The organism is Edwardsiella sp. EA181011 (assembly GCF_000800725.1).
Lineage (GTDB): Bacteria > Pseudomonadota > Gammaproteobacteria > Enterobacterales > Enterobacteriaceae > Edwardsiella > Edwardsiella anguillarum.
On the sequence record NZ_CP011364.1, the window covers coordinates 2,783,892 to 2,796,706 of the forward strand.

The 12,815-nt window shown below is 59.4% G+C and carries 11 protein-coding genes and 1 pseudogene; 3 read left to right on the forward strand and 9 right to left on the reverse strand.

The window, feature by feature from the left end; genetic code table 11:
• Positions 1–21: 21 nt before the first annotated feature.
• The 5 genes and pseudogenes from rlmA to topA all read right to left on the reverse strand — a co-directional run bounded on the left by rlmA (position 22) and on the right by topA (position 5,946).
• Positions 22–825 carry a 23S rRNA (guanine(745)-N(1))-methyltransferase gene (gene rlmA / locus QY76_RS12160; RefSeq protein WP_045427532.1) on the reverse strand — a complete coding sequence of 268 codons (804 nt, stop codon included), beginning with the start codon at positions 823–825 and terminating at the stop codon, positions 22–24.
• Between the two features lie 186 nt (positions 826–1,011).
• Positions 1,012–1,221: a transcription antiterminator/RNA stability regulator CspE gene (gene cspE, locus QY76_RS12165; RefSeq protein ID WP_004094893.1), complete on the reverse strand. Its 210-nt coding sequence runs from the start codon at positions 1,219–1,221 to the stop codon at positions 1,012–1,014.
• Positions 1,222–1,262: 41 nt separating this feature from the next.
• Positions 1,263–1,379 carry a DUF2627 domain-containing protein gene (locus QY76_RS18055; protein ID WP_071818514.1) on the reverse strand — a complete coding sequence of 39 codons (117 nt, stop codon included), beginning with the start codon at positions 1,377–1,379 and terminating at the stop codon, positions 1,263–1,265.
• 778 nt (positions 1,380–2,157) lie between these two features.
• Complete coding sequence (cysB, locus tag QY76_RS12170; RefSeq protein ID WP_034165153.1) at positions 2,158–3,132, reverse strand: HTH-type transcriptional regulator CysB; 975 nt, start codon at positions 3,130–3,132, stop codon at positions 2,158–2,160.
• 214 nt (positions 3,133–3,346) lie between these two features.
• Positions 3,347–5,946: pseudogene (gene topA / locus QY76_RS12175) on the reverse strand (type I DNA topoisomerase).
• A gap of 399 nt (positions 5,947–6,345) precedes the next feature.
• On the opposite strand from topA, the gene QY76_RS12180 reads away from it, so the two are divergent.
• Complete coding sequence (locus QY76_RS12180; protein ID WP_034165151.1) at positions 6,346–6,597, forward strand: YciN family protein; 252 nt, start codon at positions 6,346–6,348, stop codon at positions 6,595–6,597.
• Between the two features lie 66 nt (positions 6,598–6,663).
• On the opposite strand, the gene sohB is transcribed toward QY76_RS12180, so the two are convergent.
• Complete coding sequence (gene sohB / locus QY76_RS12185; protein ID WP_034165164.1) at positions 6,664–7,710, reverse strand: protease SohB; 1,047 nt, start codon at positions 7,708–7,710, stop codon at positions 6,664–6,666.
• Between the two features lie 248 nt (positions 7,711–7,958).
• Here sohB and QY76_RS12190 point away from each other — a divergent pair, with 248 nt between their 5' ends.
• Together QY76_RS12190 and cobO are read left to right on the forward strand one after the other, a co-directional pair.
• Positions 7,959–8,720 (forward strand): YciK family oxidoreductase, encoded by a 762-nt coding sequence (locus tag QY76_RS12190; protein WP_371201636.1) that lies wholly within the window; start codon positions 7,959–7,961, stop codon positions 8,718–8,720.
• Between the two features lie 50 nt (positions 8,721–8,770).
• Positions 8,771–9,361, forward strand: coding sequence for a cob(I)yrinic acid a,c-diamide adenosyltransferase (gene cobO / locus QY76_RS12195; RefSeq protein ID WP_034165149.1), 591 nt, complete (start codon positions 8,771–8,773; stop codon positions 9,359–9,361).
• A 15-nt stretch (positions 9,362–9,376) separates the two neighbouring features.
• Here cobO and QY76_RS12200 read toward each other — a convergent pair whose 3' ends face one another.
• From QY76_RS12200 to rluB, 3 genes are all read right to left on the reverse strand, one after another.
• Positions 9,377–9,976 (reverse strand): adenosylcobalamin/alpha-ribazole phosphatase, encoded by a 600-nt coding sequence (locus QY76_RS12200; protein WP_034165148.1) that lies wholly within the window; start codon positions 9,974–9,976, stop codon positions 9,377–9,379.
• Positions 9,977–9,985: 9 nt separating this feature from the next.
• Positions 9,986–10,723 carry an adenosylcobinamide-GDP ribazoletransferase gene (gene cobS, locus QY76_RS12205; RefSeq protein ID WP_049648826.1) on the reverse strand — a complete coding sequence of 246 codons (738 nt, stop codon included), beginning with the start codon at positions 10,721–10,723 and terminating at the stop codon, positions 9,986–9,988.
• Positions 10,724–11,693: 970 nt separating this feature from the next.
• Positions 11,694–12,569, reverse strand: a complete 876-nt coding sequence (gene rluB / locus QY76_RS12210) for a 23S rRNA pseudouridine(2605) synthase RluB (RefSeq protein WP_045427024.1) — start codon at positions 12,567–12,569, stop codon at positions 11,694–11,696.
• Between the last annotated feature and the right edge of the window lie 246 nt (positions 12,570–12,815).

The window sequence follows — 12,815 nt, forward strand, 5'->3', positions numbered from 1 at the left end:
GTCCCCCTCTCCGCCGCCGCCTCAGTCGCGGCGGTAAACCCGGATCAGGAAGTCAGTCTCACACTCAAACGCCGCGCGCGCCTGCAGCGCCTCTGCAACCCCCTGCGGCGCCCGCCAGGCAAAGGGCGTCATCTGCAGCAACGCGGCCGCCTCGCTCCCGTTCAGTGTCATGGCATAGCCCAGGCGCTGGCAATCGACCAGGGTAAAGCCCGGCAGCGTCTCCGCCTTCTGCGCATGCAGATGCACCTCGGGGTAGACCAACGCTTTCATCTGATACAGATGGCGTTCCGCCGGCGTCACGGTCACCAGACAGCCGCCCGTCACCACCACTCGCGCCAGCTCCTGAGCATTGCACGGCGCGTAGATGCGTACCACACCGCCGATGCTGGCATCGGCGAACGGCAGGCGCAGACTGGACGCCACGCAGAAGTGAACCTGCGGATAGCGCCGCGCCGCATAGCGAATGGCCACCTTGGCGATATCCAGTCCATAGACCTGCGCCCCCCGCACACCGACCCAGTGGGCGGTGTAATACCCCTCGCCACAGCCGATGTCCAGGACGTTACAGCCGTCACCGGGTAAATAACGCGCTAGCAGGCCCTGTACGGCGTCGCGCAGCGGCAGGTAATGGTCCGCCTGCAAAAAGGCCCTGCGGGCCTGCATCATCTCACTGCTGTCGCCTGGCTGACGCGAGTGTTTAAACTGCACCGGCATCAGATTGACATATCCCTCTTTAGCGCAGTCAAAGCGATGGTTGTTAACGCAGCACCACTGGTGCGCATCGTGGCACAGCGGTGAGTGGCACAGGGGACATTGGTACGGCATGGCGTTTACTCTTATCGTGGAGGAATCGCGCCGCCGGCGATGGGGACGGACGCAACACAGGACGGGTATTATCAGGGGCGACGGTGCCAGGCGCAAGGCAAGCGCGCGGAGCATCGGTGCCCAGGCTGGCAACGGGCATAAAAAAAACCCGCCGGCGGCGGGTTTTTAACCACTAACGCAGCTAACTTAGATAGCAGTTACGTTAACAGCAGACGGGCCTTTTTGGCCATCCTGGATTTCGAACTCTACGTGCTGACCTTCAGCCAGAGTTTTGAAACCGTTGCCCTGGATTGCAGAGAAGTGAACGAACACGTCCTTGCTGCCGTCAGCCGGGGTGATGAAACCGAAACCCTTCGCTTCGTTGAACCACTTCACTTGACCTTTGATCTTAGCCATCTTACGTATTTCCTTACTATTGATTAAACCGCCCGAGGGCGTTACACAGACAAACTAGAGTCGTTACTGCTTGAGGCACTAAGATAAGGTTCGGCAGAGAAGTAGTAAGCAACGCAAACGTTTTTACTCGGAACTTCTTTACTGAAAATGCCACACATAGACAGAACTGTACCTCGTTTTACTCCAATGCGTTATCACATACTCTCAATTCAATGGCAAGCCATTTTTATTCAGTGAACGACATGTCGCACAGAAATAAAACGGTCGGCGGAAAACTGGTCATGTTTATGCTGAAATAAGTTGCCATGCGTAGCGTTTTCTGCTGCCGCAGCGGCGTTCATTTTTCCAGCACTCACCCTTTGGTTTTCCTTGACTCTCATGTCCTCCTTTTTACGCTATTCTGACGCATTCGTCATCCTCTTATCCGCGAAAAAAGCGAAATAATAAGTTTAAAATGCGATGTATTATACATTTTGAGCCGATAGCATCCTGACTTTAGGCCAATCGCGCCATATTATTCATACTACAAATTGTTTTTTTAGCGCTTTTCAAAAAAAGTGCCAAATAGATCGCTCAGCCCCATAGCCCCATGCCATGTCGTGATATCACTCACAGTACTTATTGATAAGGTGTTGATTAAAATCGATATATTCTTACAGGATAATTATTTATATAATTATTCTGAAAAAAGGGTAATTTGTCGCCAGCCTGCGCCGGCGATGTAGCGAACGTCAAAGGGGAGAATGTCTCTGCGCGCCGCTGTTTATATGACCTATCTGATACCAGTGCAGCTTATATCACCTATCGCATACCAATAAGCCTGCAGCGTGAGCAGACAGGGCCACAGAGGAAAGGCAACGGAATAAAAAAATACCCGACGTCGTTGCACTGCGCGACGTCCGCAGCAAAGACGGCAACGGACGTCGAATGCGCCGATTATTTTACCGGTAGCGCGATATCCTGAAACATCGCCTCTATTTCCTCATTACTGCGCAGCGCCAGCGCGGCATCGACCACCTCCCGCGTAAGATGAGGAGCAAAGCGAGCAATAAAATCGTACATATAGCTGCGCAGAAACGTACTGCGGCGAAAACCTATCTTCGTGGTGCTGTAGCCAAACAGGTGGCTGGCGTCCAGCGCGACCAGATCACCATCAATCTGCGGGTCCAGGGCCATTCCGGCGATCACTCCTACCCCCAGCCCCAGCCGCACATAGGTCTTAATCACATCCGCATCCGTTGCAGTAAAGACGATACGCGGCGTCAGCCCCGCCTGATTGAAGGCGCTGTCCAACGCGGAGCGCCCGGTGAAGCCAAAGGTGTAGGTCACCAAGGGGTACTCCGCCAGCTCTTCAATGCTGACCTGATCGCGTCCGGCCAGCGGATGGTCCGGCGTAACCACCAGCGCCCGGTTCCAGTGATAGCAGGGCAACATCACCAGATCGGCATACAGGTGCAGCGCCTCCGTCGCGATGGCGAAATCGGCGTTCCCCTTACAAACGGCCTCGGCAATTTGACTCGGCGACCCCTGATGCATATGCAGCGATACCCGCGGATAGCGCTTGATAAAATCCTGGATCACCGCAGGAAGGGCATAGCGGGCCTGCGTGTGGGTTGTCGCGACATACAGCGATCCCTGATCGGGATAGGTATGCTCGCCGGCTACAGCCTTGATGGCATCGACTTTGGACAGCACCTCGCGAGCAATCCGAATGATCTCCTGTCCCGCCGGCGTCACCTGAGTCAGGTGCTTGCCGCTGCGCGAAAAGATCTGAACCCCCAGCTCATCCTCCAGCATACGCACCTGCTTGCTGATACCGGGCTGTGAAGTGTAAAGCCCCTCGGCGGTAGAGGAGACGTTAAGGTTGTGGTTAACAACTTCAACAATATAACGAAGCTGCTGCAGTTTCATAGCCTGTGCCATCCTAAGTTGTTATTGGTTATTGCGACGCATGGCATGCAAATAACATTAAAAACCGGAAAACGGATTTAATATAACCACTATATCATTATGTTACTGAACGTATAAACAGATAACAAAGCAATAGCACTTGTTATTGCTCGGCCCGATGAGCCCCATAAAAATGCCGGCCCAAAGGCCGGCATAGAAGCATCTCCCTACGGGATTACTTTTTCTCTGATACGACCCACTTTCCATCGATAAAGAACGCGGTCCAGCCCGTCGCCTTACCGTCCTTCTCGCTGGAAACGTACTGCTGCTTGGTTTTCCGGCTAAAGCGCACCAGCGTAGCATTGCCCTGGGCATCCTGCTGCGGAGCCTCCGCCAGATAGCGCAGTTTTTCCGGCAGACGATCGCGGAAGCGATACAGCTCCTCCACCAGCGGGGCACGGGTTTCTCGTGATTTAGGGAAGGTATTGGCGGCCAGAAACACCCCCGCGGCGCCGTCACGCAGCACGAAATAGGCATCTGACTTCTCACACGCCAGCTCCGGCAGCGGCACAGGATCCTCCTTCGGCGGCGCGACCTCACCGTTACGCAGGATCTTACGGGTGTTTTTACAGGCTTCGTTGGTGCATCCCATATACTTACCAAAGCGCCCCATCTTCAGATGCATTTCGGCGCCGCACTTATCGCACTCCACGATCGGGCCGTCATACCCCTTGATACGAAACTCGCCCTCTTCCACCTCATAGCCATCGCAGGCGGGGTTATTGCCGCACACATGCAGCTTACGGTGGTTATCGATCAGGTAGCTGTCCATCGCCGTACCGCATTTCGGGCAGCGTCGCTTCGCGCGCAGAGCGTTGGTTTCCGCATCATCGCCCTCCAACACGTTAAGCACCTCGGCTTCTGGCACCAGATTGATGGTGGTTTTACAGCGCTCTTTGGGCGGTAGCGCATAACCAGAGCACCCCAGGAATACCCCGGTGCTGGCGGTGCGGATCCCCATCTGTCGCTCACAGGTCGGACAGGCGATGCTGGTCAGCACCATCGGGTTGGGACGCATCCCCCCTCTTCCGGCGGCTTCTCCGCCACCTCCAGCTGTTGGCTGAAGTCGCTGAAAAAGCCGTCAAGCATCACTTTCCAGTCTGCCTGAGCGCTGGCGACGCGATCCAGGCCATCTTCCATGTGCGCGGTAAAGTCATAGCTCATCAGCTCGCGGAAGTTCTCTTCCAGGCGATCAGTCACGATCTCCCCCATCTTTTCCGCGTAGAAGCGACGGTTATCGGTGCGCACATAGCCGCGATCCTGGATCGTCGAGATAATCGCCGCATAGGTCGACGGGCGGCCGATGCCGCGCTTCTCCAGCTCTCGCACCAGCGAGGCTTCGCTGAATCGGGCCGGAGGCTTGGTAAAGTGCTGGCTGGGCTGCAGCTGCAGCAAATCCAGCGCCCGCCCGCTCTCCACCGCCGGCAGGGCGCGATCCTCATCGCCCTTACGCAGCTGTGGCAGCACCCGGGTCCAGCCATCAAAGCGCAGAGTACGCCCGCGCGCCTTCAGGGTATAATCCGCGGCCTGTACAGTAATGGTCGTGGCATCATACTTGGCCGCCGTCATCTGGCAGGCGACGAACTGGCGCCAGATCAGCTGATACAGCTTCAGCGCATCGGCCTCCATCCCCTTGAGATCGTCGGCCAGCACGCTGACGTCCGATGGGCGAATCGCCTCGTGAGCCTCTTGGGAATTATCCTTGCTGGCGTAGACGTTGGCCTCCGCCGGCAGGTACTCCGCGCCAAAATTATCGCCGATATAGCCCCGCACCATATTCAGGGCGTCCTGGCTCAGGTTGGTCGAGTCGGTACGCATATAGGTAATGTACCCTGCCTCATACAGACGCTGGGCCATCATCATGGTTTTCTTCACCCCAAAGCCAAGGCGGGTACTGGCCGCCTGCTGCAGGGTCGAGGTGATAAAGGGTGCCGACGGCTTGCTGCTGGTCGGCTTGTCCTCGCGCTCGCGCACCGCGAAGCGGGCGTGCTCCAGCGCGGCAACGGCCGCCTGACTCTGGGCGGCGTTGACCGGCTTAAACGGTTTATCGTTGCAGTGGGTCACCTGAGCCTGGAAGCTGACCTCTGCGCCAACGGCGAGATCGGCCCGCAGCTCCCAATACTCTTCCGGCACGAAGGCCTTGATTTCACGCTCCCGCTCAACGATCAACCGTACGGCGACGGACTGGACTCGGCCGGCCGAGAGGCCGCGAGCGACCTTTTTCCACAGCAGCGGCGACACCATATAGCCCACCACGCGATCCATGAAACGGCGCGCCTGCTGGGCGTTGACCCGATCGATATTCAGTTCACCGGGCTGACTGAATGCCTGCTGAATGGCGTTTTTGGTAATTTCGTTAAACACCACGCGACTGTAGCGGCTGTCATCACCGCCGATCACCTCGCGCAGATGCCATGCGATGGCCTCTCCTTCGCGGTCAAGGTCGGTTGCCAGATAAATGTGATCGGCTTTCTCGGCCAGGGACTTTAGCTCAGACACCACCTTCTCTTTGCCCGGCAGAACTTCGTAATGCGCCTGCCAGCCGTGATAGGGGTCGACCCCCATACGATTGACCAACGCATCGCGCTCATTCTTTTTGGCCTTCGTCTTCGCTTTATCGTCGGTCGAGGCCGCGCCCTTCTTACTGGCTGAGCCACTGGTCGGCAGATCGCGGATATGACCGACGCTGGACTTCACCACGTAGTCATTGCCGAGATACTTATTTATGGTTTTGGCCTTTGCCGGGGACTCAACTATAACGAGAGCTTTACCCATAATTCTCTTTACCTGAATGCATCCTTCTGTTGCCAGAAGCCTTTAATTCGCCATTAAGCCGGCACTGTATAGAACTCTTTTGTATATTGCGACAGGCGCCGTAGAGGTCAAGGCAATTGTGTCCAAACGCGCTATCGTTGCGCAAGTGCTCCACAATTTACTGATCTATCGCAATATTTCGCCCACACGCTCCGCGGCAGATTAGCCGACGCGCGCAGAGTGTAAACAATAGATTCCGTACGGATCAAGAAGTGCCTCACTCTACCCGATCGCCAGCGCCACGCAACTTAATTAGCACGCGCCGCACATTTTTACCAATTTTCACCTCGCGTGTCCCCCTCTTTGCCCTGGGGGGAAGACAGGGTAAAATAGTGGAAAAGTAACAGTTGGAGAGAGAAAATGTTCAGTGAAACCACCCCCATCACACGTGAACAGCTGCTGGCCGAAGCCAACCAGATCATCCGCGATCATGAAGATTATATGAAAGGTATGGTCGCAACCGACGTCGAACAGAAAGGCAACGTGCTGGTTTTCCGCGGCGAGTTTTTTCTGGATGAAGACGGCCTGCCGACGCCGAAGAGCACCGCGGCCTTCAACATGTTTAAGCATCTGGCCCACAGGCTGTCAGAGAAATACCACCTGGTCGACTGACGCTGGCCACCCTGCATGCGCCGGATACTGCGAAGGACGCGACGACACGCGTCCTTCGCGTTTTCCTTAGGGCAGCGGGCGCTGGCTGCGTTGCCACCAGCGCAGCAGCAGCGTATCGGCCCCCTGCGCCGCCGCCATGCCCATTCGGGCCATGAGCCCCTTACGGCGCACGTAGCGCACGCCGATCACGTCGGCCTGCTCCATCTCCGCGATCAGCAGATCGTCACTGGTGCTCAGCGCATCCACCAGCCCCTTCTCCAGCGCCTGCTCGCCGTACCAGTGCTCGCCGGTCGCCACGCTATCCACGTCCAGCGACGGGCGCTGACGCTGCACAAACTGCTTGAACAGCAGGTGGGTTTCATCCAGCTCCTGACAGAACTTTTCCCGACCGGCATCGGTATTCTCGCCAAACAGCGTCAGCGTACGCTTAAACTCGCCGGCGGTATGCAGCTCCACGTCGACATCGTTTTTCTTCAGCCAGCGATTAAAGTTGGGGATTTGGGCCACAACCCCAATGGAGCCGATAATAGCGAACGGCGCCGCCACAATACGATCGGCGACGCAGGCCATCATATAGCCGCCGCTGGCCGCTACCTTATCGACCGCCACCGTCAGGCGCACCCCGGCCTGACGCAGACGCTTTAACTGCGAGGCAGCCAGGCCGTAGCCGTGCACTACGCCTCCCGGACTTTCCAGACGCAGCAGTACGCTATCCTGCGGACCGGCCACCGCCAGCACCGCGCTGATCTCCTCGCGCAGCGAACCCACCTCGCGAGCATCCATGCTGCCGGCAAAGTCGAGCACATAGACGCAGGGCTTCTCTGCCGCCAGCAGGCCGCCGCGCGCCTCTGACTTACGCTGTTTCTCCTCTGCCTTGGCCACCTTCTTCTGTAGACGGCGCCACTGCTTCAGCGCAGCCCCCTGCAGGCGAGCGCTGCGCATGCTGCGCTGCATGGTTCGGTACTGTTCGCCCAAGTCCGTCAGCAGCAGCTCTCCGCCGCCGTTACCCTGACGCTGGCGCAGTCCAACCACCAGTAATACAACCGCCGCAGCGACCACGACCAGCGTCGCCGCCTTGGCCAAAAACAGGCTATATAAAGATAACCACTCCACACTCACCGCCTTGTTGCTCGTTATGTTAATGCCATCGGCCAAGGCCTCCTCATCTCCGGAGGCGATAGCCCTGCGTCAGACAGCCTAAGGCCATGTCACAAAATTTCAAGCGTTGTCAGGTAAACCGGCGGTAAAACCGCCAGTATGACGCCATTCGTCATATTCCCGTTGACCGGGGCGCAGGCGACGGGCTATAGATCTGCCCTCGGAGAATTTCCCCCCTACGCGAACGCTTTGGGAGTGTTATGGTGCAATATCAAGCCCCCGCAGCCCTATTACAGGGCCGCACTATTCTGGTCACCGGCGCCAGCGCCGGCATTGGCCGCGAGGCGGCCCTGAGCTACGCCCGCCACGGCGCACGGCTGATCCTGCTAGGTCGCGACGCCGGGCGATTGGACGCCGTCAGCCGCCAGATCATCACCGATGGCGCCCCGAGCCCCCACGTCCTCTGCTGTGATCTGATGACGCTGTCACCGGCGCAGAGCCAGGCGCTGGCGGACGATCTCGCCCGGCGATTCGGTCATCTGGATGGTCTGCTCCACTGCGCCGGTCTGCTCGGCAGCATCACACCGCTGGCGCAGCAGGCCTATAGCGAGTGGCAGAGCGTGATGCAGGTCAACCTTAACGCCGCATTTCTGTTGACTCGCGATCTGCTGCCGCTGCTGCGGCGAGCCGAGCGAGCCTCGATAATCTTCACCAGCTCCAGCGTCGGACGAGCAGGGCGTGCCGGCTGGGGCGCCTATGCGGTCTCCAAGTTCGCAACCGAAGGACTGATGCAGGTATGGGCCCAGGAGCTGGCGGGCAGCGCGATACGGGTCAACGCGATTAACCCGGGCGCCACGCGTACCGCGATGCGAGCCAGCGCATTTCCCGGCGAAGATCCGCAGACGCTGCGCACTCCGGCGCAGATTATGCCGCTGTATCTCTATCTGATGGGAGACGACAGCCTGGGGGAAAATGGGCGCAGCCTGGATGCCCAGCCGGGGCGGCGCCCCGGGACAGCCGGTTAACCCATCGACATGACGCGCGGCGCAAGCGCCGCGCTCTGCAGGAGAAAATCATGGATCGGCAACGCCATCAGCAGCGCCAGCAGCGTCTGAAGGACAAAGTGGATGCACGCATCGCCGCCGCCCGCGAGGAGCGCGGCATCATCATAATTTTTACCGGCAACGGTAAGGGGAAAAGCACCGCCGCCTTCGGTACCGTGGCACGGGCCGTCGGCCACGGCAAGCAGGTCGGCGTCGCGCAGTTTATCAAGGGCACCTGGGAAAACGGCGAGCGTAACCTGCTGGAGCCCCACGGCGTCGAATTTCACGTCATGGCCAGCGGTTTTACCTGGGAAACGCAGGATCGCGAGGCAGATATCCAGGCCGCGCGGCTCGTCTGGCAACAGGCGCAGCGAATGCTCGCCGACCCGCAGTACGATCTGGTGGTGCTGGATGAGTTGACCTACATGATCAGCTACCGCTATCTGGCGCTGGAGACTCTGCTCGCCGCCCTGCGCGACCGACCGCCGCACCAGTCGGTGATCATCACCGGGCGCGCTTGTCACCGCGATCTGATCGCCCTGGCCGATACCGTCAGCGAAATCCGCCCGGAAAAACATGCCTTCAACGCCGGCGTCAAGGCGCAGAGAGGCATCGACTGGTAATCTCGCGCCGCGGCGCTAGTTCACCGCGCTGCGATCGTTAAGGCTGCGGATCACCGCAAAACCCTGTCGGACCGCGATCAGACTGTGGCTGCCCTGGCTGAATGAGAAGTGCCACATACTCTCCGCCGCCATGCCCAGCAGGCGGGCGCACAGCAGAGAGAGCACCCCCTGATGCGCGACCACCAGCACCCGCTGCCCCTCGTGACGCGCCAGCAGCTCTGCCAGCACCGCCTCCACCCGGGCGCTAAAGCCGACGAACCCCTCGCCGCCCGGCGGCACAGCACTGCGCCAGTCGTCGCACCAAGCGCGATAGGCTGCGCTCTGCTGGCGTGCCAGATCGCGGTGATGGCACAGTTCCCATTCACCAAAGTTGATCTCATCGAGCCCCGCATGGACGTGAAACGGCCCCTGCGCGCCGATGATGGGGCGCAGGGTCTGCTGGGTACGCCGCAGGCGGCTGGCGTAGGCGGCGTCGAACGCGATCCCCTGCAGTTGATGCGCCACGGCCTGCGCCTGCTGGTGTCCCTGCGGCGTCAGCGCCACATCGCTGCTGCCGCAGTAGACGCCATCCCGATTGGCCTGCGTCTCACCGTGACGAACCAGATAGAGCTCCATGGGGCATCCTCAGTACAGCGACAGCAGAAACACCAGCGCAAACAGCTCGTTTGCCGCGCCCAGGGTATCCCCGGTCTGCCCCCCCAGCCGCATGTTGATAAAAGCCCGGTACATCAAGGCAAAGAGGTAGGTAATAAACGCGGCCAGCACGGCGTGCCAGTGCAGCAGGCCAAACACCAGCAGCAGGCCGATAACCAGGGTCAGCGCGTAGTGGCTGCCGCTGATTTTACCAATATACAGATTGCCCATGCCGCTCTCGCGCGCATAGCGCTGACGGAACATCATGACGGCCAGCAGCGTGCGGCTGAGCACCGGCATCGCCACCAGCACAGCGTAGATATGCAGGCTACCGCCTGCCAGGTGCTGGATCAGTAGCACCTGCAGCAGGATCACAAAGATCAGCGCCAGGGTTCCGTTGGTACCAATGCGGCTGTCGCGCATGATCTCCAGCATGCGATCGCGCGGACAGGCGGAGAACAGCCCATCGCAGGTGTCCGCCAGGCCGTCGAGGTGAAAGGCGCCGGTCACCAGGGTCGTCGCCAGCACCGCAGCGACCGCCCCCAGCCAGCTGCCGTAGGTGGTCGCCAGTACGCCATAGGCCAGCGCGCTGATTACCCCGATAACCAAGCCCACAAAAGGAAAATAGATGATGCCGCGCGGATAATCATTCAGGGTCAGATCATCGCTGCAGCGCGGCGATACCGGGATCCGGGTCATAAACTGCAGGGTCGCAAGAAAGAGTTTCATTGTCCGTTAAGCCATCCATAAAAAAGTGCCGCACCGTCCCCGCGGCCTCCATCCAGGCAACGCGCCGTGATACGATCCAATAAGGTACTGATACCCCTATAGTAATACCACTTTCTGTGCTGGATTCCAGCCTTGGCAGAGGAAAATACCTGAGACAGGCCGTCCGTTCGACTAACCCACTAACTGGACGCGAGACATCGAAATCTACAGCCTCACCCTTTTGCAACGCGGTTTGTTGATGCATGTTGGCTTGCCTAAACCTATCCAGCATCACGATGGACATAGAGCCCCGCACCTCGGTGAGCTCCGCGCCCGATGGGGCCTTAAAAGCCGCACGGCCGCAGTGCACCATTTTTATGTTAGCGTTTCATCAGGCCGATATGCCGTTCATGCCCTCAATCGTCAGCCTCCGCCAAACCCGATTGGGCGCTGCTTACAGCGCATTCTCTAGGCGTTTTATCACGGCGACGACGATCGGCCTACGGATGCCAAACGCCGGCAAAAAGCCTACCTCTGATCGGTCCTGTTAACGTTATCTCGGACCCGCGACGCCCTGCCCCGCAGAGGTGAGCATGGCTCGCTGAGCTTCGGTTCGTGGCTGCGCCAGCCGCATGACGGGAGCGGATACCGCTTCGTAGACCGCGGCAGCGTCGACAACGCCGTGCCGATCGCGGTTCACCAAGGGGCGGGCGCTCTGCGGAGGCACCAGCGCGGCCCCATGACCTCAGCCGACGCTCCGCCGCGCCATAGCCTGGGCGCAGGCCACCATCCCCCGTGACGGATAGCGCTGCCGCTAAAACGCCAGCCGTCTGGCAGCGGGGGCCTTTTTACGCGGCCGCTCCCTGCCCGGTTTATCCTGGCATTGAACCTAGCGCTCAGGCTTGCCGCGATCGCTGCCACTCAGCGTAGCGCTCACAGGGTGGTGGGGACCATCTCATTAACCGCCGTCAGACGGTCTAGCGCGACAGACTCAGCCGCGCTTCGTGGCCGGCGCACGACGGCTGCCGCCGCTGTGCTGGCCGTGGCGTTTAACCGCACGCCGGATTTGGTTGGCCTTCATTCGGCGACGCTCACGCTCAACCGGCAGCTTACTGGCGGTCTCCGCCTGCAGCTCCACCAGCTCACGCAGATAGTTAATATTTTCCAGCGGCAGCTCCTGCCAACCGCCGCGCGGCAGCCCCTTCGGCAGGGGAAGATCGCCGTAGCGTACGCGGATCAGGCGGCTCACCTGTACGCCGACGGATTCCCACAGGCGACGCACTTCGCGGTTACGCCCCTCGGTCAGAGTGACGTTGTACCACTGGTTCAGACCCTCGCCGCCCTGGAAACTGATGCTCTTAAAGCTGGCGGGGCCATCCTCCAGCTGTACGCCGCGGCGCAGCTGGCGCAGCTTGTCTTCGTCAACCTGGCCGAAAACGCGCACCGCGTACTCACGCTCGACTTCCCGGCTCGGGTGCATGAGACGGTTGGCCAGCTCACCGTCCGTAGTAAACAGCAGCAAACCCGAGGTGTTAATATCCAGGCGTCCCACGGCGATCCAGCGCGAACCGCGCAGACGGGGAAGACGATCGAACACCGTCGGGCGTCCTTCTGGATCGCGGCGGGTGCACAGCTCGCCTTCCGGCTTGTAGTAGGCTAGTACGCGGCAGATCTCCTGCTCGGACTCACGGATGGAGACCACCCGGCCATCAACGCGGATTTTCATGTTGGGCATCACCTCAACACGATCTCCCAGCGTAGCCAGCTTACCGTCCACGCTGACCCGCCCCTCTTTGATCAGCGCTTCGATTTCACGGCGTGAGCCATGACCGGCGCGGGCAAGAACTTTCTGTAATTTTTCGCTCATTGAGCAACCTCAGCTGTCGCCTTCACAGGCGTCGTTATTGTTGACCGGCCGCCGCGGCGACCGGTGCTAAAACAGGCGTCGCTATCCGCCGGGCATGGGCCCGACTCAACGCGGGCGCTTATTTTACACGAAATCAATGCATATGCCGTGAATAATTTACAGGCCGCGCCCACGGCGATACCGTAAGCAATTCTTAAGATCTTTCTGCTGTAATGCGCTGCGTCCCGATAGCCGTGTCAGCTTTTG

Coding starts and splice junctions, on each gene's coding strand:
- rlmA (WP_045427532.1), bottom strand. CDS start 825: ATGCCGTACCAATGTCCCCTGTGCCACTCACCGCTGTGCCACGATGCG.
- cspE (WP_004094893.1), bottom strand. CDS start 1,221: ATGGCTAAGATCAAAGGTCAAGTGAAGTGGTTCAACGAAGCGAAGGGT.
- QY76_RS18055 (WP_071818514.1), bottom strand. CDS start 1,379: ATGTGTGGCATTTTCAGTAAAGAAGTTCCGAGTAAAAACGTTTGCGTT.
- cysB (WP_034165153.1), bottom strand. CDS start 3,132: ATGAAACTGCAGCAGCTTCGTTATATTGTTGAAGTTGTTAACCACAAC.
- QY76_RS12180 (WP_034165151.1), top strand. CDS start 6,346: ATGTTCAGTGAAACCACCCCCATCACACGTGAACAGCTGCTGGCCGAA.
- cobO (WP_034165149.1), top strand. CDS start 8,771: ATGGATCGGCAACGCCATCAGCAGCGCCAGCAGCGTCTGAAGGACAAA.
- QY76_RS12200 (WP_034165148.1), bottom strand. CDS start 9,976: ATGGAGCTCTATCTGGTTCGTCACGGTGAGACGCAGGCCAATCGGGAT.
- cobS (WP_049648826.1), bottom strand. CDS start 10,723: ATGAAACTCTTTCTTGCGACCCTGCAGTTTATGACCCGGATCCCGGTA.
- rluB (WP_045427024.1), bottom strand. CDS start 12,569: ATGAGCGAAAAATTACAGAAAGTTCTTGCCCGCGCCGGTCATGGCTCA.